This is a genomic window from Vibrio sp. 1CM8B, from assembly GCF_023161685.1.
GTDB classification, from domain to species: Bacteria; Pseudomonadota; Gammaproteobacteria; order Enterobacterales; family Vibrionaceae; genus Vibrio; species Vibrio coralliirubri.
Map to the genome: position 1 here is coordinate 150493 of NZ_JALNTU010000006.1, position 20077 is coordinate 170569.

Here is a 20077-nt window from a genome sequence, read left to right on the forward strand (position 1 = left end):
TAAAGATTGTTTCAAGTATCTCTACGATTCACTTTGCTCTTCGATATCGATGCGAGTCACTCGCTGTAGTCCTCTAGGCAGTAGACCACCACGACGACCACGTTCACCACGGAAGTTTTCAAGATCCGCAGGTTTCAAACCAAGCTTACGTTTACCGGCGTAGATAGTCAGCGTCGCATTCTCTGGGATAGCCATAAGATGCGAGACAAACTCTTCACGCTCTTTTGCTTTCGCAGAAGGAATGTTGATGATCTTGTTACCCTTACCTTTACTCAACTGAGGTAGGTCTTTAATCGGGAACAACAACATGCGGCCTTGATTAGTAATCGCCAGAATCTGGTTACTGTCCAAGTCAGCAATCGGGCTTGGCAACATCACTTCAGAAGCTTGTGGCAAGTTAACTAACGCTTTACCACTCTTGTTCTTAGACAATAAATCACTGCCTTTACAAACAAAACCGTACCCAGCATCAGAACCCACTAACCATAGCTGCTCATTCTCTCCCATCACCACTTGGCGAATCGAAGTGCCAGGGCTGACGTTCAGGCGGCCTGTAATAGGCTCACCTTGGCTTCGAGCCGACGGTAATGAATGAGACTCAAGGGAGTAACTTCGACCATCACTGCCCAGGAATACCGCTTGTTGGTTACTCTTACCCTTAGCGCTCGCCAAGAATTTATCACCAGATTTGTAGTTCAAGCCTTCAGCATCAACCTCATGCCCTTTAGCATGACGAATCCAACCTTTCTCAGACAACACAACCGTGATTGGTTCGCTTGGTACTAAGTCGCGCTCTGTTAGCGCTTTCGCTTCAGCACGCTCAATCAGAGGCGAACGACGATCATCGCCATATTTATCCGCATCTGCTTGGATTTCTTTCTTGATCAGCGTATTCAAGCGACGCTCTGAACCGAGTAGCTTTTCAAGCTTTTCACGTTCAGCTTCAAGCTCTTCTTGCTCAGCTCGAATCTTAAACTCTTCTAACTTAGCTAAGTTACGAAGTTTAATATCAAGAATCGCATTGGCTTGAATTTCAGAAATGTTGAAACGGCTCATTAGCACAGGACATGGTTCGTCTTCTGTACGAATGATCTCAATCACTTCATCGATATTAAGATAAGCGGCAAGCAAACCTTCTAAGATGTGCAAACGTGCTAGTACTTTATCTAAACGGTACTGCAAACGACGGCGAACCGTTGTGCGACGGAACTCAATCCACTCTTTCAGGATTTGAACTAAGCCTTTCACTTGAGGACGGTTATCTAAACCAATCATGTTCAAGTTAACGCGGAAGTTTTTCTCTAGATCTGTAGACGCGAACAAGTGACTCATCAATTGGTCACAGTCGATACGATTTGAACGAGGAACGACAACAATACGCGTTGGGTTCTCGTGATCCGATTCATCACGCAAGTCGTCAACCATTGGCAGCTTCTTAGCGCGCATCTGGTTGGCGATTTGTTCTAGTAACTTCGCACCTGACACTTGATGAGGTAAAGCCGTGATAACAATATCAGAGCCTTCCTTGTGCCAAACCGCGCGCATCTTGATGCTGCCACGTCCAGTACGGTAGATCTTTTCGATGTCCGATTTCGGAGAGATAATCTCAGCTTCTGTCGGGTAATCTGGACCTTGAATGAAACCCATCACATCTGAAAGCTCAGACTTAGGCGTATCAATTAGGTGAATGGCTGCATTAGCGACTTCACGCACGTTGTGTGGTGGAATATCGGTCGCCATACCTACCGCGATACCAGTGATACCGTTAAGCAGGATATGAGGCAGACGGGCAGGCAACATTTGAGGCTCTTTCATGGTGCCATCAAAGTTTGGTTGCCAATCAACAGTACCTTGACCTAGTTCACCTAGAAGAACCTCAGCAAACTTAGATAATTTCGCTTCGGTATAACGCATCGCAGCGAACGATTTCGGGTCATCCGGAGCACCCCAGTTACCTTGACCATCGACCAATGGGTAGCGGTAAGAGAAAGGCTGCGCCATCAATACCATCGCTTCGTAACAAGCAGAGTCACCGTGTGGGTGATACTTACCTAATACGTCACCAACGGTACGTGCTGATTTTTTGTATTTCGATGCAGCCGACAAGCCTAGCTCAGACATCGCGTAGATAATACGACGCTGTACTGGCTTCAAGCCATCACCGATATACGGCAATGCACGATCCATAATCACGTACATTGAGTAATTTAAGTAGGCATCTTCGGTGAACTTGCGCATTGGCAGCTGTTCAACGCCATCATATGTAATTTCGTTAGACATCCATTATACCTCGGCCATATCACCGTTAGTCTGTAGCCATGTACGGCGATCATCTGCACGTTTCTTACCAAGCAGCATGTCCATCATCTCGTTGGTCGCTTCGCTGTCATCAATCGTTAACTGAACAAGGCGACGAGTGTTTGGATCCATGGTGGTTTCACGCAACTGAAGTGGGTTCATTTCACCCAGACCTTTGAATCGTTGCACGTTGATCTTGGCTTTCTTCTGCGATAATCGCTCAAGCACACCGTCTTTCTCTGCGTCATCAAGTGCGTAGAACACTTCTTTACCGCAATCGATACGATACAGAGGAGGCATTGCCACATAGATATGACCCGCTTCAACCAATGCATGGAAATGGCGGGTAAACAATGCACAAAGCAGTGTCGCGATATGAAGACCATCCGAGTCCGCATCGGCAAGGATACAGATCTTACCGTAACGCAGGCCTGATAAATCATCGTTGTCCGGGTCGATACCCAGAGCCACCGAAATGTCGTGCACTTCTTGCGAGGCCAATACTTGGTCTGCTGACACTTCCCATGTATTTAGGATCTTACCGCGAAGTGGCATCACCGCTTGGAACTCACGGTCACGAGCTTGTTTAGCAGAACCACCCGCCGAGTCCCCTTCCACGAAGAAGATTTCGGTACGGCTTAAATCTTGAACTGAACAGTCAGTTAGCTTACCCGGCAGTGCTGGGCCTGAAGCGATTTTCTTACGCACTACCTTTTTGCTTGCGCGCATACGGCGATGGGCATTCGCAATACAAGCTTCTGCTAGCTGTTCTGCCAGTTGTGGCTTTTCGTTCAACCACAGGCTAAACGCATCTTTTACCACACCAGACACAAACGCAGCAGTTTGACGGGAAGACAAGCGCTCTTTTGTTTGACCAGCAAACTGCGGATCTTGCATCTTCACCGAGAGTACGTACGAACAGCGATCGAAGATATCGTCGCCCGTTAACTTAACGCCACGCGGCAGCAAATTACGGAATTCACAGAACTCACGCATTGCATCAAGAAGACCTTGGCGAAGACCGTTTACGTGTGTACCACCTTGTTTAGTCGGTACTAAGTTCACGTAACTTTCGGTGATCATGTCGCCGCCTTCTGGCTGCCAGATGATCGCCCAGTTTGCCATTTCTGTTTCAGCAACGAATTCGCCAACATACGGTTCTTCAGGCAGCAAGGTGTAACCTTTCACGCCTTCGGCAAGATAGTCTTTTAGGCCATCTTCATAGAACCATTTATGCTCTTCACCACCGACTTTGTCGATAAAGGTAATTTCTAAACCTGGGCAAAGCACTGCTTTTGCACGTAGGTTGTTAATCAGACGAAGTGTCGAAAATTTAGGGCTATCGAAGTACTTAGGATCAGGCCAGAAATGTACTGATGTACCGCTGTTACGATGACCACAAGTGCCCGTTACAGTAAGCTCTGTTACTGCATGACCGCCTTCAAGTGCGATCTCGTGAACCTGACCTTCTCGGCGTACGGTCACTTCAACACGTTTTGACAGCGCGTTTACAACCGAGATACCTACACCGTGCAGACCACCAGAGAACTTGTAGTTGTTGTTTGAGAATTTACCGCCAGAGTGGAGCTTAGTTAAAATCAGCTCAACACCTGAGATCCCTTTTTCAGGGTGGATATCGACAGGCATACCACGGCCGTCATCGGTAACTTCTAACGATTGGTCTGCATGAAGCACCACTTTGATCTTCTTAGCGTGTCCCGCTAGTGCTTCATCGACCGAGTTATCAATGACTTCTTGGGCAAGGTGGTTAGGTCTTTCTGTCTCGGTATACATTCCCGGGCGGTGTCGCACAGGATCGAGACCTTCAAGTACCTCGAGGTCTTTTGCATTATATTGTTCAGTCATAATACGGAGTTTACTCAAAAAGTTTGCGTCAGTTCGCTGGCTCCAGTTTCACTAAAGCAGAATCATTACTATGAACCGTCATAGTAGAACGAACGAGCGAAGTATTGGGGAATATAGTCTGGAAGCTGAGTAATGATGTCAAGCTAGTTCAAAAACTAAGACATCAAACTATGATATTTCACCATTGATAGATGAAATAACAGGCAAACAAGAGAAAATCACTTGGTTGGTGGAACAGATTAAAGATTTAGAAAGGTGATGATTTGTTGTGGGTAGCGTTCAAAATCAACAAAGCTATGATCCCCGCCCTCTTCTACTGTCTGTGTTGCACCTTGGTACTTCTCTACCGCTTGTCGGTAATCCAGAACTTCGTCTTCCGTTTGCTGAAGTAACCAGAAGTCGCTCGGCTTAGCGATAGCCGAAACCTCTAACGCCTTCAGTTCATCAATATGTTTTGTTTCCAGTACATATCGTTCATCTGTGTATGGGTTTACTTGTTCACCTAAATAGTCAGCAAGAAGCTCATACGGCTTCACTGCTGGGTTTACAACCACCGCTTTAAAACCATAGTGACTATTCAGCCATGTTGAAAGATAGCCACCCAGCGAGCTACCGACCAACGCTATTTGATATTGCTCTTTATATTGCTCCACCAGCTGCTGCAAATGAAGTGCCGCTTGCTGAGGGAAACTCGGCAGTTGAGGAGTTACAACTTTAATATCAGCGCGATGCTCCGCACAGTAATCTGCCATCACATTCGCTTTATGAGAACGTGATGAGCTGTTAAACCCATGAATATAGAGAAGCAGCGGTGGCTTAGTCGCTTGCTGATTAGAACCTGGCATCAATAACCACCTTCATTAGTAACCAGCAGCCTTAAAATCAGGCAAGAACTGTCCATGAGGCAGACGACGAACTTGCGTGCTGACGGTACCGTCTTGATGTAATTCAATCTCTCTCCAACCCGGAGACAAAGTATCAACCGCGAAGTCATCTGAGTTAGGTTTGAATTGCACACAAGTCGACGGTGTTGCCATGACTTGTACACCATGATGATCTCGGTTCATGTCTTGATGAACGTGACCACACAGTACGGCTTTAACATTGGTGTGCTGTTGAACCACATCCCAAAATTGATCGGCGTCTTTTAGGTTATGTTGATCCAACCATGCGCTGCCAACCAATAATGGATGGTGGTGCAATAGAACCAAGGTATTACGTTCAGGGAACTCCGTCAGCTTTTGTTCTAACAGATCAAGCTGTTGATCGCTGAGGCGACCATGAGGCACACCAACCACCTGCGAGTCTAGCATCACCATCTGCCAGTTATCGCCTAGCAAGACATGCTCAACACACTGTATTTGTGGTGATGGTAGAACACTGCCCATATTAGGCTTAAAGTCATGGTTCCCTGGCAGCCAATAGCATGGCTTTTCCAAAGGTTGAATCCCTGACTCAAATTTCTGGTACGACTCAGCACTGTGATCTTGAGAGATATCACCGGTTGCTAAAATCGCTTGATAGTCAAAACCCTGACTAACAATGCCATCGACTACAGCACGAAAGCTATCTTGAGTGTTGATGCTTAATAAGCTGCCATTGCTCGGCGCAAATAAATGCGTGTCCGTTAGCTGCACAAGCTTAATAGTGCTCTCATCAAATTTTGAAGTGTGTGATAATTCCAAAATAACAAATCCAGATACGTTACTGTTTAGACTTTAAAAGTGTTGATAAATCGGCTCAATTAAAAGGCAATTGGGGTTCGGCTGATACCAGTTTTTAAACAAAACGTTAACCATTCCCCAAGAAATTTATTCAATTGAAATTTCTCGTCCTTTTGCAGAAGCTTAGTGTTGGGGTAGTCATATTTCGCTTTGACTCGCGAAAAATCCCCGCTAGCGCACACTTCTGCAACTCGAGCGTCGTGATATAGCCTGACAGACATTTTTGGCAAAGGAAACACTGGCATCGCGTCACTCTGACATATATCTATTAATGTGGTGTATTTTGTGACCTCATTCACTGTCAATTGATACACCATATTAACGGCTTGGTAACAGCGAACGTCACCAACCTCATGCCCAACCGGTAACAAAGCGTTCAGTTTGGCATAGTTAGTCTCGTAAACTCGCATCAATTCAGCAAGATCAACATGATACGGTTTTTTGACCGCGATATTTGGCATGGCGTTAATCTATCCACTCTGACTGTAATTCTTGGTAGTTCAATTGTAGCCACTGTAGCGCAATGATTGTGGCTCCATTTTCAAATACACCATCTTTTACCAACTGATAAGCAGCTTCGCGACTCATCACTTGTACACGAATGTCTTCACCTTCGTAGTCCAATCCGTGTACCCCTTTGGCTGTCGTTGCATCAACACAGCCAACAAAGACGTCGAGCTTTTCAGAGCAACCACCAGATGAAGGGTAATACGAAGTAATAGGCAACACAGATCCGACTTCGACTCCGGCTTCTTCCATCGCCTCACGACGAGCGACATCTTGTGGTGATTCATCGGTATCAATGATCCCAGCAACAATTTCGTATTGCCATGGGTTCTCATGCTCTAAGGCACCGACACGGATCTGTTCGACGATCACCACTTCATCACGCACAGGATCATAAGGTAGCAAAGCGGCAGCATGTCCACGCTCAAACATCTCACGCTCTATTGGTTGACTCCAGCCGCCCTCAAACAGTCTATGTTTAAATGTGTACTTAACCATTTTGAAAAAACCACGAAACAGCGTCTCTTTTGAGACTATTTCCACATCTTGCGGAGTAAACTCATGTCGTTGATTGTCATACTGTTGCATTTGGTACCTCACTAAGTGATCTTTATAGTTTACTCATTGTCCGAGTTAACTACCAAGGATAAGGTTCAACTTTTTATATAAAATTTATAATTAAAGTTAAGTTTTAAAAAATAAATATTGCACAAGTGGACAGTTAACTGTAAAAAAGTGCAAAGTTTCGAGTAAATTACCACCAAACTGGGTTAAACTCTTCTAAAGAAAATTCCATAAAAGGCAGGAATAGGAAAATGAAAAAACTGCTTCCACTATTTATCAGTGCAGCAATTGGCAGCCTGAGTTCGTCAGCTTTTGCTGATACGCTAGCTGAAGTTTACGACCAAGCAAAACAGAACGATCCACAACTTCTTCGTTCAGCAGCGCAGCGCGATGCCGCTTTTGAAGCAGTAACGTCAAGCCGTAGCTCTTTGTTACCGCAAATCAACCTAACTGCGGGATACAATTTAACTCGTGGAGAGACTGATCTTGATGCTGGTCCTACAAACGACAACGATAGAAATGCATTAACTGCTGGTATTAGCTTTTCTCAAGAGCTTTACCAACGCTCTTCTTGGATCACACTAGACACGGCAGAGAAAACTGCTCGTCAATCTGATTCAGCTTACGCGGCAGAACAACAAGCCTTGATCCTTCGAGTTGCGACAGCATACTTCGAAGTGCTTAGAGCTCAAGATAACCTAGAGTTTGTTCGTGCAGAAAAAGCAGCGGTTGCTCGTCAACTAGAACAAACTAAACAGCGTTTTGAAGTGGGTCTTTCAGCAATCACCGATGTACACGATGCGCAAGCTCAGTACGATGGCGTTTTGGCTGATGAAGTTCTTGCAGAGAACGACCTAACGAATAGCTACGAAGGTCTACGTGAGATTACAGGTCAGGAACACTCTAACCTAAGCATCCTAGATACTGATCGTTTCTCAGCAAGCAAATCTTCTGAATCTGCAGTTGCACTTGTTGAACAAGCAGAACAAAAGAACCTTAGCTTATTGGCTGCACGTATCTCACAAGATATCGCAAAAGACAATATTTCCCTTCAGAGTTCAGGCCACTTACCATCTTTAACACTTGATGGTGGCTATGATTATACTGATATCGGTTCAAGTGCAACTTCCGACGGTACAACAAACGACTTCAATGTGGGCATTAACTTAAACGTTCCTCTATACACGGGTGGTAGCACAACTTCTTTGACTAAACAGGCTGAATACAACTACGTTGCAGCAAGTGAAGATCTAGAAGCAACTTACCGTAGCGTTGTAAAAGACGTACGTGCATTCAACAACAACATCAGCGCTTCGATTGGTGCTCTACGCGCTTACGAACAGTCTGTAGTGTCTGCTCAGTCTGCTCTAGAAGCAACAGAAGCTGGTTTTGATGTAGGTACTCGTACTATCGTTGACGTACTAGACTCGACTCGTCGTCTATACGATGCGAACAAAAATCTTTCAGATGCTCGTTACAACTACATCCTAAGTGTACTTCAGCTTCGTCAAGCGGTTGGTACGCTAAGCGAACAAGACATTGTTGATGTAAACGCAGGTCTAAAAGTAGCAAGTAAGTAACTCTTAATTACTCAAGTTACCGTTACAAAAATGCCGCTCATTGAGCGGCATTTTTATTATCTATCAAATATTGGTATTGAGCGCTATAGCTTAGCCTCGACCACCTTTAATCGCTTTAATGATTTCAGTGGTAGAGCAACCATCTTCAAAGTTAAGTACTTTCACTTCACCACCTGCAGCAATCACTTCCTCACCACCAGCAATCTCTTCAGGTTTGTAATCACCACCTTTCACAAGAATGCTTGGCAATACCTCAGAGATCAAACGTTGAGGTGTATCTTCAGAGAATGGTACAACCCAATCAACCGCCCCTAAGCCAGCCAATACCGCCATACGACGATCAGTTGGGTTCACAGGGCGACCAGGGCCTTTCAAGCGTTTCACTGATTCGTCAGTATTCACCGCAACGATCAAACGGTCACCAAGCTCAGCCGCGTGATTCATGTAAGAAACATGACCAGCATGCAGAATATCAAAGCAGCCATTGGTCATCACCACTTTCTCGCCTTTCGCACGAGCACGCTTCACCGCTTCAACCAGTGCCGCTTCAGAGATAACCCCGTAGTCTGTGTCTTGGCTACCGTGAATCGCTTCCGCCAACTCAATCGTAGATAGAGTAGATGTACCAAGCTTACCTACTACCACGCCCGCAGCAGCGTTCGCCAGAGCACACGCCTCGTCCAGTGGCTTGCCAGCAGCAACCGAAGCCGCCAGTACCGAGATAACCGTATCGCCGGCACCCGTCACGTCATATACTTCTTTCGCTTGAGTCGGCAAATGGAATGGGGCCTGACCTTTACGAAGCAGCGTCATACCATGTTCACTGCGAGTCACTAACAATGCTTCAAAGTCGTATTTTTCGATTAAGGCAATGCCTTTCTCGATAAGGTCTTCTTCAGATTTAACCTTACCAGCTACCAACTCGAACTCTGCCATGTTTGGCGTAAGCAACGTTGCACCACGGTAACGCTCTAAATCAGCCCCTTTTGGATCGATGAATACCGGAACATTCGCTGCACGCGCTTTTTGAATAAAGCTTTGCACATGCTCCAACGCACCTTTTGCGTAATCAGATAAGATTACCGAACGCACATTTGGCAGCGCTTGTTCCATGCGAGACAGTACCAATTCAGGGTCCGTATTCTCGAATTTATCTTCAAAATCAAGACGGATCAACTGTTGACCACGACTCATCACACGCAGTTTAGTAATGGTTGGGTAGTCTTCCAACTCAACGAAATCACACTTAACCTTTAGTGCGCCTAAGGTATTTTTTAATACCTCAGCAGGCTCATCTTTACCAGTTAAACCAACGACATGAGCATGGCCACCAAGAGAGGCAATGTTCATTGCAACGTTGGCAGCACCACCAGGACGCTCTTCGTTATTTTCTACTTTCACAACGGGAACTGGTGCTTCTGGTGAAATACGGCCAGTTGGGCCATACCAGTAACGGTCAAGCATTACGTCACCGACAATAAGAACACCTGATTGGCTGTAGTCAGGTAGAATTGGTTTCATTGTTGAGCTCCAAAAATCGAATCTGGCTAGAGTCTAGCACACTGATTACAGTGGCTAAACTACAGATAAATGAGTAAAAGCCTATCAAGATAAACATAGCACTCACTACGCTATGACTGAATTATACTTCCATCCACTGCTTCCATGCTTGAACAACATGTTCTCTTTCCATTTCAAATTTTTCAATCGCCACATCCGCATCAAGATTGAGTAGATTGCGGTGGTGGATTTCATCTCTTAACGTTGTATAAGCATGAGTTAATGCCATCCCTTGCTGCTCATCCATAATCCCTTGTGACAACAAGCTTTCGAAGATTCGTACATTGTCACACCAACGAGTAAGCTTTGGCTTCTCATTACTGTATCGAAGGACTAAATATTGCGCCAAAAACTCAATATCGGTAATACCACCCGCATCTTGTTTGAGCATGAATCGATCAGCTTTTTTACCGCCTAAATGGCCGCGCATTTTTTCACGCATATCCACAACGGACTTTTTGAGTGTTGCCTCATCACGCGCCAAGCACAAAACCTCATGACGCGTTTTGTTAAATGCCGAAGCCAATAAGTCATCACCATAAATCATACGAGCACGAGTCAAGGCTTGGTGTTCCCAAGTCCACGCGTCATTGTGCTGATACTCGTCAAAGGCATCGGTTGGACTCACCAACAGGCCAGATGCACCTGAGGGGCGTAGGCGAGTGTCGACTTCGTACAGAATGCCAGAAGCGGTTCTGGTCGAGAAAATATGAATAATACGCTGCGCCAGTCTTAAGTAGAATTGGCGTCCATCGATCTCTTTCTTACCATCAGTATAGATGTGTACCGGGCAGTCGTGCATGAACACGATATCGAGATCGGAGTTATAACCAAGCTCCCAACCACCGACTTTGCCATAACCAACGACAGCAAAACCGCGACCTTCGCGATCTTTAACATGGGTCGGTTCACCAAACTTGGCGGAGACTTGTAACCAAGCTTGATTGACCCCCGCCTCCACAATGGCTTCTGCTAAGTAGGTAAGGTGATCGCTGACCTTCATGACAGGTAGAGCACCCGCTATATCCGCGGCTGCAATTCTCAAAATACAGGTCTGCTTAAACTGACGCAGGCCTTCCATCTGTTGCTCCATATCATCTTCAGGGATACGGGCTAGGTAATCACGCAGCTCGGTCTTGTAAGACTCTAAAGGCACTGGATTGTAAAGTTGTTGAGGGTCGATAAGCTCATCTAACAGGATTGGATAACGACCCAACTGCTCCGAGATCATCGGACTTGCCGTACATAAACGAACTAACTGAGTCAACGCGGCTGGGTGTTCATCTAGTAGTTCAAGGTAAGTGGTACGCGTAACAATTTTATGCAGCAGATGCAGTACTCGCGACAAACCAAACTCGGCATCCTTAGCGGTGTACAGTGCTTGAAAGACTTTTGGCATCAGTCGATTGAGGACTTCACGACCGCGTGGGCCAAGGGTCTTCTTCGCTAGATCGGCTTTAAACTGAATAATCGTTTTCGCGGCTTCCGGTGGGTTAGCAATCGCAATATCATGCTCCAGAACATGTTCAATCACATCTGGTTTATGAGCCATATCCCACAGTTCGCTAAAATGACTCGCGATCGGATTAGCGTCATCTTCATCAACGCCTATCAGGTCTTCGAACACGGTATGTACATTCGCCATATGGGCGCGAGTTGCAGTAATCAAGCTATCCCAATCAGAAAATTGCATGGCAACCGCAAGCTGAAGTTGCTCGAATTCACCGTCAGGTAAGGTTTGAGTTTGCTTATCAGCCATTGCTTGCAATAGGTTCTCAAGGCGACGCAAAAACAGATAAGCCTCACGTAGGTGCCCTACCTCTTCAGACTCTAGCAGATGAAGAGATTCAATAGCACTTAACGTTTCCAACAGCCCTCTACCACGAAGGCTCGGTTCACGACCACCGCGAATCAATTGGAAAACTTGAGCGATAAATTCCACTTCGCGAATACCACCAGAACCAAGCTTGATGTTGTTCGAGAGGCCACGACGGCGTACTTCGCTGCTGATCATGGACTTCATTCGGCGCAGAGATTGAATCGCACTAAAATCAATATAACGGCGGAACACAAACGGGCGTAGCATTTGGCGAAGCTCTTGATACTCCGGATACATCTCACTGCCCATCACGCGCGCTTTAACCATGGCGTAGCGTTCCCAATCGCGCCCTTGCTCTTGGTAATAGTCTTCAAGTGCAGCATAGCTCATCACAAGTGGACCACTCTCACCAAACGGGCGCAGGCGCATGTCGACTCGATAGCAGAATCCATCGAAGGTTTGCTGATCAAGCGCCTTGATAATACGTTGCCCTAGACGGGTGAAGAACTGCGCATTGGCAATACTGCGTCTTGCACCTTGGGTTTCGCCATTCTCTGGGTAGGTGAAGATCAGATCGATATCGGAAGAGAAGTTAAGCTCACCGCCCCCTAGCTTGCCCATACCAATGATCAACATCGGCTGTGCTTCGCCTTGTTCATTACAAGGCATGCCCCACTCTTTACAACAAATATCATACTGCCATTGATAGGTCTCGAAGATCATCGCCTCAGCCAACATCGATAGATGATTTAGGCTCTGCTCTAGTTCCCACGAACCCATGAAATCACGCCAAGCAATGTAGGTCATTTCTCGATTGCGGAATTGACGCAGCACGCGTTGACCGCTCATTTCATCGGCGCAACCAGAAAGTAATTCAGCTAGTCGTTCTCGGTACGCTTCAGCACGTTCTTCGCATGCCAACATATCAGGTAAGTCACCGCATAAAACCGTATCACGCTGTAGGCAATCTCCAACAAAACAGCTTAAACCGAGTACACGTTTAAGATCTTCAGTCAGTGGCTCAGACCAAGTATTGATGGCTTCACTTTGATGCTCTAATAATTGCTCAAAAGCAGACTGGGAGTGAGTGATGAGTTGAGAAGGCAATGGCATGTTTCTTCCTTGTATAAGCTGCGCGCCGAACAATCGGTTTATCGATTCAGTTCTTCAATAACGAGTTTTCATAACTAAAGGTAAGTTATACCAAAGTTACGCCAATAAAAAACGCCCACATTAGCAATGTGGGCGTTTTATCGATTAACTTATCTGGTTGAGCTTACAACCGAGAAAAAGTGTCTGGGAATAAGCCTTTACCGATGAAGATTAGGTGCTAAGGACTAAACCTTAAACTGCTTAATCTTACCGTCGAGTTCTTGCGCGTTGCTTTCCATAAGCTGAGAGGTCTCTAGCAGCTCACTAACAACAACCACAGAAGCTTCAACAAGCTCGCGAACATTGGTTAGGTTAACACTCATCTCTTCAGCAACACTGCTCTGTTGACCTGCAGCGGTCGCGATCTGGAAGTTCATATCATTAATTTGGTTTACTTGGCTTACGATGCCATCAAGCTCTGTTCCTGCATTGGTTACCAGATCAACGCCTTCCGCCGCTTCTACAACACTCTTCTCCATCAGCTCTACCGCAGAATTAGCGCTGCTTTGTAGATGACTGATCATGTCTTGAATCTCTACCGTTGCTTGCTGAGTGCGCTGTGCAAGGTTACGAACCTCATCGGCAACAACCGCAAAACCACGACCCGCTTCACCTGCACGTGCCGCTTCAATCGCAGCGTTCAATGCTAATAGGTTCGTCTGTTCTGAAATGCCTTGGATAGTACCAACCACACTGCCAATTGAGTCAACGCGTTCTTCTACTTGGTTTACCGCTGCTGCTGATGCTGCGATATCTGAAGATAGCTCACTCATCTTAGACACTGATCCTTGCACGAACTTCTGACCAGTAAGAGCTTGACCTGATGCCTGTTCCGTCAATGACGAAGCGCTTTGTGCGTGCTCAGCAACAGTTTGTACCGTAGACGTCATCTCACTCATTGCTGTTGCCAACTGATCGATCTCGTTGAACTCTTCTTGAGCTGACTCTTTGGTTTCAGACATGCTGATGGTCATCACTTCCGTCAGAGCAAACAGCTCATCAGAAGAGGCCACCTGAGTTTTGATCATATCGTTCAGTTGAACGCGAGTTTTTTCGAGTTCACGTGCCACATCGCCGTATTCATCTTTACAGTCCATTTGAATCGGCACGGATAAGTTCTTGTCGGCCATGGTTTTAATGGCGTCATTAAGGTATTGAGTCTGACGCAGCATAACGCGCGCCGCTGCTAATAGAAGAACCACAAACACAATGATCATCAAGGCTGTTTGCCAAGCCACTTGAACTAGGTAAGTCTCGTAATGCTGCTGTGCGACTTGCGCATTGTTGGTTACAGCAAGCAATGAATCGTAAAACGTACTTGCGTCCCAAAGCTGCTTCGAAATGATCAAGATAGTACTGAATATCATCAGCATGACCATTTTTGGAACGAGTCGAACGTCAGAGATTATCCTTTCCCACGGCTTGAATGACAGTTTAGTCATTGTCAGTTCTCCATTAATTCTTATATATTGATGGCTTCTATATCCGCGAGGTGGCTATGTCAGTCAAAGTTCGCGATTTATTTTGAGCCTCGTATGAATGTTGAATAATACCAAAGACGCCACCAAGCCGATGAGCTTATTGTCACTGATTCTCTCTTTCTTAGCGTTATTTGTGATCTCAGGCTTATTGTTCGTACCGATCGATAAAGAATCGAAACAAGTCCTTATCGGCCTCGATTTTATAATCTGTAGTGTTTTTCTTTTTCAGCTCACAATTGATCTATTCAGGTCACAAAACAAAAAAGAATATCTAAAAGTACACTGGATCGATTTCTTAGCAAGCATCCCAATGATCGAGCCACTTCGTTTCGCTCGCATTTTTCAGATCCTGCGTGTCATTCTTGTGCTTCGCTCGGGTAAACGTGTTTTCAGAGAGCTCTTTCGTAATCGCAAAGAAACCACCCTCGCCTCAATTATATTGCTGCTGGTCATTCTCCTAACCATAGGGGCCGGAACAATATTGCTGTTAGAACACAAAGATCCCGGTGCCAACATCACCACTGGCCAAGATGCTTTATGGTGGGCTTTCGTGACCATCAGTACGGTGGGATATGGCGATCATTATCCAGTCACGAGCTCCGGAAAATTAGTCGCGTCTCTGGTGATCATTTGCGGTGTCGGTGTGTTTGGTATGATTTCAGGCTTGATTACTTCTTTGATCACCTCCCCAACTCATCATGAGAATCAACGAGCGGAAAACAAAGAGAAACACCTTGAGAAGATCATCGAGCAGCAACAGAAGATCTTAGAGCGACTCGAAAAGCTTGAGCAACAAACAAAAAAATAGGGCCGAAGCCCTATTTTCAAATTCATACTTATATTGATATAGATATTGAATCTAGTCTTGCCAGTATGGCTCAACCTCAACACTGATTTGGCGTGTCTGTTCCATCGCATGCAGAATGGACACTTCTTGACGAGCTAGCCAACGCTCTAGCTGAACCTTCTCATCACCTTCTAACTTCTCAGTCAAAGGCTCCAGTGTTTTAAGTGCCAACAAGTCATCAATGCCTTGCACCATATCGGCCCATGGCAAGCGGAAACTGTTTCGCTCAGCGTCATCATATAAACTCGCGAAACCAACACCAGAATACAGATTACGCATCAAACGGTATTGCTGCTCAATATACGCTTGGCTGGTCATCACTCGCTCTGGCGGGAAAGCTTCCATCAAGTCTGCCCATGTGCGATCGAGTTGCTGCACGGAAAACCATTCGATACCACGACCCATTTGCTCACGCGCTTTCTCATCTAAGAAAGGCTGCCAGCCACGAGACAAGATCCAACGGCTCAGATCCAACAATAAACCGGTGTAACGAGCAGAGCTCAGCAAGGTAAGCAGATCTTCACGATCTGGCAGTTGCTCTTGCATCTCTTTAAGCTCAGCGACTAAGAACTTACGCGCATCGAGTTTACGTAGTACGTGTCCTTTATCTTCCAGCAAGTCTTCGAAGTGATCATAGCTTTTCAGCCAGTCGAGCTCTTGCTCAAGCCATTTCAACTCTTGACGTAAAATAGCACTCGCGCGTCTTGGGACAATGCCACCGTAGATAGTGAAGGTTTGACGAATAAAACTCAGCGAGTGACTGATCTCATGCAGCGCTTCAATCGATTGGCGCTCGGTGAAGATCTGCTCGTGATAGTGCCAATGAGCGAGAGCATGCTCTAAAGATTGAATGAAACACGATTCAACGGTATCACTTTTGTCAGTATCAACTAAGGTCAAAGGAGTGACTTCATCTCCTTGATAACCTTGAGCAAGGCGGTAACCCTTAGCTGCTTTGCTTAGGTTACCCAAACGCATACCACCTTGTTCGCAGAATTGGCGAGACAATGTAAATAGTGCATCCGTCTGACCGGATTTAAGTTCCAACTCAACTTCGCAAATCGGTTCTTGCAGGTCGCCTGATTCAACAAAGCCTTGATCGAATGCGACCTCGACTTGGCTACCATCAGGCATACCAATCAACCACTGCTCACGCGTGAAGTTAGTAGAGAACAGAGGAGTCAGCTCAGCTTGCAGCGTTTCGATGTCTTTACCTGCTGGCCAGATATCCTCTGGGTGCAAGGCTAGCTTAGGTTCGTTGCTGTCGTGCTCTGCATTGTATTCAGGCCTTTGGTGCAGGCCAGCAACCACACGACCAGCAGTCTTTACGGTTTGTACAAATACGTCATCAAAGCGTCGAATGCGTAAGCCTGTATCGTGCTTACGTAGCCAGTTGTCAGCGGTGTCAAAGTAGATGTTACCTAGCTCACGACAACTGTGCTGAAGTACTTTAGTTTCAGCAATTTTATTGCGTAAAGTCTCTGAAAATTCAGGAGAAACAAAAAACTTCAGTTCTATCTCGGTTTCCATAGTTATACCTTTCTGTGAAGATAGGGACAGGATATTGCCAATTTGAAAAGTCGGCAAGTCAGAAATATCGCCCTTATGATGATCTAAAACAGTTTTAATGAGAGATTGATTAGGTTAACATGCGCGACTTTGTAGCCATCGCTTAACATTTCACCATGAATATGGTGTATGTTGTTTTAAGGTTATTATTTATTAGGTTGGATGACCATGCCAGTAAATACAATTATGGGGTTATTTGCAAAGTCCCCAATTAAACCTTTGCAGCGTCACGTAGTATGCGTGAACGAATGTTGTTCTCACCTAGTTAATTTCTTTGAAGTTTCTTCAAAAGGTGACTGGGAAAAAGCATCAGAAATTCGAGCTCAAATTTCTCACCTTGAGAAAGAAGCTGACGTACTAAAACGTGAAATTCGCCTTAAACTTCCTCGTGGTTTGTTTATGCCAGTTGATCGCACCGATATGTTGGAGCTATTAACGCAACAAGACAAACTCGCAAACCTAGCGAAAGACATTGCTGGCCGTGTATATGGTCGTCAACTTGTCATTCCTGCTCCAATGCAAGAAAACTTCATCGCTTACGTTAAACGTTGTCTAGATGCAGCGAACCAAGCACAAAACGTAATCAATGAATTAGACGAATTACTTGAAACTGGCTTTAAAGGCCGTGAAGTAACACTCGTTGCCGAAATGATTCATCAATTAGATGTAATTGAAGATGACACGGATGCGATGCAGATCGAACTACGCCAACAACTAATGGCAATTGAAGGCGATCTGAATCCAGTTGATATCATGTTCTTATACAAAATTCTTGAATGGGTTGGTGGTATTGCAGATCAAGCACAGCGTGTAGGCGCTCGTCTTGAAGTAATGCTTTCTCGATCTTAAATCATACGTTAACCATATAACGAAGAGCATTTTTTGAACAAACCACTTATGCGCTGAGTATTTCTCTCGCTGAGCGGTTTTTTGCGTCTAAATTTGTTCCGCTTGTTATCAAACAACTAGGTATTACGATGGATATCCTTGCTAACTACGGCACTGTCCTGATTATTGTTGCAGCAGCTTTCGGTTTCTTGATGGCTATTGGTATTGGTGCAAATGACGTTGCGAACGCAATGGGCACCTCAGTAGGCTCTAAAGCTCTAACCGTTAAACAAGCGATCATTATCGCAATGATCTTTGAATTCGCAGGTGCTTACCTTGCGGGCGGCGAAGTAACAGACACGATCCGTAAAGGTGTTATCGAAACGTCTCTATTCGCTCATCAACCTGATGTACTTGTGTACGGCATGATGTCAGCACTTCTTGCTGCTGGTACATGGCTACTTCTCGCTTCTTACATGGGCTGGCCTGTTTCTACGACTCACTCAATCATCGGTGCAATCATCGGCTTTGCGTGTATTTCTGTAGGTACTGAAGCTGTAGACTGGAACAGTGTTCAAGGTATTGTGGGCAGTTGGATTATCACACCCGTTATTTCCGGCTTCTTCGCTTACGTCATATTTGTAAGTGCTCAACGACTGATTTTTGATACAGAGAACCCGCTATTCAACGCGAAACGCTTTGTACCGGTATACATGTTCATCACAACGATGGTGATTGCACTTGTAACCATCAAGAAAGGTCTCAAGCACGTTGGTCTTCACCTAAGCAACACTGAAGCATGGGTTTGGGCTGCTGCCGTTTCTGCGCTTGTTATGGTCGGCGGTTACCTATACATCCAGAAGAAATTTGCTAATCGTGAAGAAGACCACGGCTTTGCCGGTGTTGAAGGCATCTTCTCTGTACTAATGGTTATCACAGCTTGTGCGATGGCATTTGCACACGGTTCAAACGACGTTGCGAACGCGATTGGTCCACTGTCTGCTGTTGTATCAACCGTTGAGCACATGGGTGAAATCACAGGTAAGAGTACTATCGCATGGTGGATTCTTCCTCTAGGTGGTTTCGGTATCGTTGTTGGTCTTGCAACAATGGGTCATAAAGTAATGGCAACCGTTGGTACTGGTATTACAGAACTAACACCTAGCCGTGGCTTTGCTGCACAACTTGCAACTGCATGTACAGTTGTACTAGCTTCAGGTACTGGCCTTCCAATCTCTACTACACAAACACTCGTTGGTGCAGTATTAGGTGTTGGTTTTGCTCGTGGTATCGCAGCACTAAACTTAGGGGTTGTACGTAATATCGTGGCTTCTTGGATTGTGACATTGCCAGCTGGTGCTCTACTTGCTGTTGTGTTCTTCTACGGAATTCAAGCTGCGTTTACTATGTAATCGCTACTGCGTTAGTGAATACTAGCGTCAGAACAGTGTGAGCTTCAGTAGCGATATGTAAATGCCATGTCATTATTGACTCAAACGCACAGAAAGGGAGGCTTTGCCTCCCTTCTTTGTTGCACCGCATAAAGAAACTAAATATTATTTGCTGATTGAGGCTGACTCATACGCCTACCCAATTTGAATCGTTAAGGGATTTACTGTGAAAAAACTGATTAGCTTAGTTTTGTTCGCAATGCTTGCGGCTCCAGCTGCCTTTGCACAAGAACGTTATATTGCTGACAAACTATTTACTTATATGCATTCTGGCCCAAACAACACATTCCGTATCATCGGTAGTGTTGATGCTGGTGAAAAGATTACATTCCTACAAACTAACAAGAGTACGGGTTACACCCAAATTCAAGACAACCGTGGCCGTAAAGGTTGGGTTGAAAGCAAGTTTGTGAGCACTCAAGAAAGCATGGCACTGCGTATGCCTAAGCTAGAGAAAGAGCTGACGGAAGTTAAAGGTAAGCTAGCGAATGCTCGTCAGAGTGCTGACAGCGAAAAAGCTGGCCTAGCAAGCTCTCTAGATTCTCGTAACAAGCAGATTGCTGAACTAGAACAGAACTACAGTGAAATTAGCCAACAGCTAACGAGCTCTCAAACAGAGAACCGTGAACTGCGCGCTAAGCTAGACACTCAAAAAGACGACCTGCTATTGAAGTACTTCATGTACGGTGGTGGTGTTGCGGGTATTGGTCTACTTCTAGGCCTTGTTCTGCCACACATCATGCCTCGTCGCAGAAAATCACCAAACGGTTGGGCGTAGACGTAACGCTTGTATCAGGTACAGTAAATTCAGTATCGAATATCAAAAAGGAG

At 45.5% G+C, this 20077-nt stretch carries 15 protein-coding genes; 5 read left to right on the top strand and 10 right to left on the bottom strand.

Going from position 1 to position 20077, the window contains the following annotated elements; translation table 11 throughout:
* Positions 1–21: 21 nt before the first annotated feature.
* From parC to nudF, 6 genes are all read right to left on the bottom strand, one after another.
* Complete coding sequence (gene parC, locus MSG36_RS14230; RefSeq protein ID WP_248368437.1) at positions 22–2280, bottom strand: DNA topoisomerase IV subunit A; 2259 nt, start codon at positions 2278–2280, stop codon at positions 22–24.
* A 3-nt stretch (positions 2281–2283) separates the two neighbouring features.
* On the bottom strand, positions 2284–4164 hold the full coding sequence (gene parE / locus MSG36_RS14235) for a DNA topoisomerase IV subunit B (RefSeq protein ID WP_017061428.1): 1881 nt from the start codon (positions 4162–4164) through the stop codon (positions 2284–2286).
* Positions 4165–4403: 239 nt separating this feature from the next.
* Complete coding sequence (gene yqiA / locus MSG36_RS14240) at positions 4404–5009, bottom strand: esterase YqiA (RefSeq protein WP_050649506.1); 606 nt, start codon at positions 5007–5009, stop codon at positions 4404–4406.
* A gap of 15 nt (positions 5010–5024) precedes the next feature.
* Positions 5025–5849 carry a 3',5'-cyclic-AMP phosphodiesterase gene (cpdA, locus tag MSG36_RS14245; protein WP_017061426.1) on the bottom strand — a complete coding sequence of 275 codons (825 nt, stop codon included), beginning with the start codon at positions 5847–5849 and terminating at the stop codon, positions 5025–5027.
* A gap of 59 nt (positions 5850–5908) precedes the next feature.
* Positions 5909–6349, bottom strand: a complete 441-nt coding sequence (locus MSG36_RS14250; protein ID WP_008222561.1) for a DUF1249 family protein — start codon at positions 6347–6349, stop codon at positions 5909–5911.
* Positions 6350–6353: 4 nt separating this feature from the next.
* On the bottom strand, positions 6354–6983 hold the full coding sequence (gene nudF / locus MSG36_RS14255) for an ADP-ribose diphosphatase (protein WP_017061425.1): 630 nt from the start codon (positions 6981–6983) through the stop codon (positions 6354–6356).
* Between the two features lie 227 nt (positions 6984–7210).
* Here nudF and tolC point away from each other — a divergent pair, with 227 nt between their 5' ends.
* A complete protein-coding gene (gene tolC, locus MSG36_RS14260) occupies positions 7211–8539 on the top strand; it encodes an outer membrane channel protein TolC (protein WP_048614922.1) in 1329 nt (442 codons plus the stop codon).
* Positions 8540–8629: 90 nt separating this feature from the next.
* Here tolC and hldE read toward each other — a convergent pair whose 3' ends face one another.
* The 3 genes from hldE to MSG36_RS14275 form a co-directional block, all read right to left on the bottom strand.
* Complete coding sequence (gene hldE / locus MSG36_RS14265) at positions 8630–10060, bottom strand: bifunctional D-glycero-beta-D-manno-heptose-7-phosphate kinase/D-glycero-beta-D-manno-heptose 1-phosphate adenylyltransferase HldE (RefSeq protein WP_061039505.1); 1431 nt, start codon at positions 10058–10060, stop codon at positions 8630–8632.
* A gap of 121 nt (positions 10061–10181) precedes the next feature.
* Entirely contained in the window at positions 10182–13031 is a 2850-nt protein-coding gene (gene glnE / locus MSG36_RS14270) for a bifunctional [glutamate--ammonia ligase]-adenylyl-L-tyrosine phosphorylase/[glutamate--ammonia-ligase] adenylyltransferase (RefSeq protein WP_061040381.1), read from the bottom strand.
* A 224-nt stretch (positions 13032–13255) separates the two neighbouring features.
* A complete protein-coding gene (locus tag MSG36_RS14275) occupies positions 13256–14512 on the bottom strand; it encodes a methyl-accepting chemotaxis protein (protein WP_048614916.1) in 1257 nt (418 codons plus the stop codon).
* Between the two features lie 97 nt (positions 14513–14609).
* On the opposite strand from MSG36_RS14275, the gene MSG36_RS14280 reads away from it, so the two are divergent.
* The gene (locus MSG36_RS14280) at positions 14610–15359 is read left to right on the top strand and encodes a potassium channel family protein (protein ID WP_050643150.1); all 750 of its coding nucleotides are present in this window, start codon (positions 14610–14612) and stop codon (positions 15357–15359) included.
* A gap of 51 nt (positions 15360–15410) precedes the next feature.
* Here MSG36_RS14280 and MSG36_RS14285 read toward each other — a convergent pair whose 3' ends face one another.
* Positions 15411–16928, bottom strand: a complete 1518-nt coding sequence (locus MSG36_RS14285; RefSeq protein ID WP_017102953.1) for an inorganic triphosphatase — start codon at positions 16926–16928, stop codon at positions 15411–15413.
* Positions 16929–17135: 207 nt separating this feature from the next.
* Here MSG36_RS14285 and MSG36_RS14290 point away from each other — a divergent pair, with 207 nt between their 5' ends.
* From MSG36_RS14290 to MSG36_RS14300, 3 genes are all read left to right on the top strand, one after another.
* Positions 17136–17816, top strand: coding sequence for a TIGR00153 family protein (locus MSG36_RS14290; RefSeq protein WP_010434644.1), 681 nt, complete (start codon positions 17136–17138; stop codon positions 17814–17816).
* Between the two features lie 128 nt (positions 17817–17944).
* Positions 17945–19207 (top strand): inorganic phosphate transporter, encoded by a 1263-nt coding sequence (locus MSG36_RS14295; RefSeq protein ID WP_048609672.1) that lies wholly within the window; start codon positions 17945–17947, stop codon positions 19205–19207.
* Positions 19208–19412: 205 nt separating this feature from the next.
* Positions 19413–20024 carry a TIGR04211 family SH3 domain-containing protein gene (locus MSG36_RS14300; RefSeq protein WP_048614910.1) on the top strand — a complete coding sequence of 204 codons (612 nt, stop codon included), beginning with the start codon at positions 19413–19415 and terminating at the stop codon, positions 20022–20024.
* Positions 20025–20077 lie beyond the last annotated feature (53 nt).

Excerpts from the sequence above, each read along its gene's own strand:
- MSG36_RS14275 (WP_048614916.1), bottom strand. The coding sequence starts at position 14,512 with ATGACTAAACTGTCATTCAAGCCGTGGGAAAGGATAATCTCTGACGTT.
- MSG36_RS14250 (WP_008222561.1), bottom strand. The coding sequence starts at position 6,349 with ATGCCAAATATCGCGGTCAAAAAACCGTATCATGTTGATCTTGCTGAA.
- nudF (WP_017061425.1), bottom strand. The coding sequence starts at position 6,983 with ATGCAACAGTATGACAATCAACGACATGAGTTTACTCCGCAAGATGTG.
- MSG36_RS14290 (WP_010434644.1), top strand. The coding sequence starts at position 17,136 with ATGCCAGTAAATACAATTATGGGGTTATTTGCAAAGTCCCCAATTAAA.
- glnE (WP_061040381.1), bottom strand. The coding sequence starts at position 13,031 with ATGCCATTGCCTTCTCAACTCATCACTCACTCCCAGTCTGCTTTTGAG.
- parC (WP_248368437.1), bottom strand. The coding sequence starts at position 2,280 with ATGTCTAACGAAATTACATATGATGGCGTTGAACAGCTGCCAATGCGC.
- MSG36_RS14295 (WP_048609672.1), top strand. The coding sequence starts at position 17,945 with ATGGATATCCTTGCTAACTACGGCACTGTCCTGATTATTGTTGCAGCA.
- hldE (WP_061039505.1), bottom strand. The coding sequence starts at position 10,060 with ATGAAACCAATTCTACCTGACTACAGCCAATCAGGTGTTCTTATTGTC.
- yqiA (WP_050649506.1), bottom strand. The coding sequence starts at position 5,009 with ATGCCAGGTTCTAATCAGCAAGCGACTAAGCCACCGCTGCTTCTCTAT.
- parE (WP_017061428.1), bottom strand. The coding sequence starts at position 4,164 with ATGACTGAACAATATAATGCAAAAGACCTCGAGGTACTTGAAGGTCTC.
- tolC (WP_048614922.1), top strand. The coding sequence starts at position 7,211 with ATGAAAAAACTGCTTCCACTATTTATCAGTGCAGCAATTGGCAGCCTG.
- MSG36_RS14285 (WP_017102953.1), bottom strand. The coding sequence starts at position 16,928 with ATGGAAACCGAGATAGAACTGAAGTTTTTTGTTTCTCCTGAATTTTCA.
- MSG36_RS14280 (WP_050643150.1), top strand. The coding sequence starts at position 14,610 with ATGTTGAATAATACCAAAGACGCCACCAAGCCGATGAGCTTATTGTCA.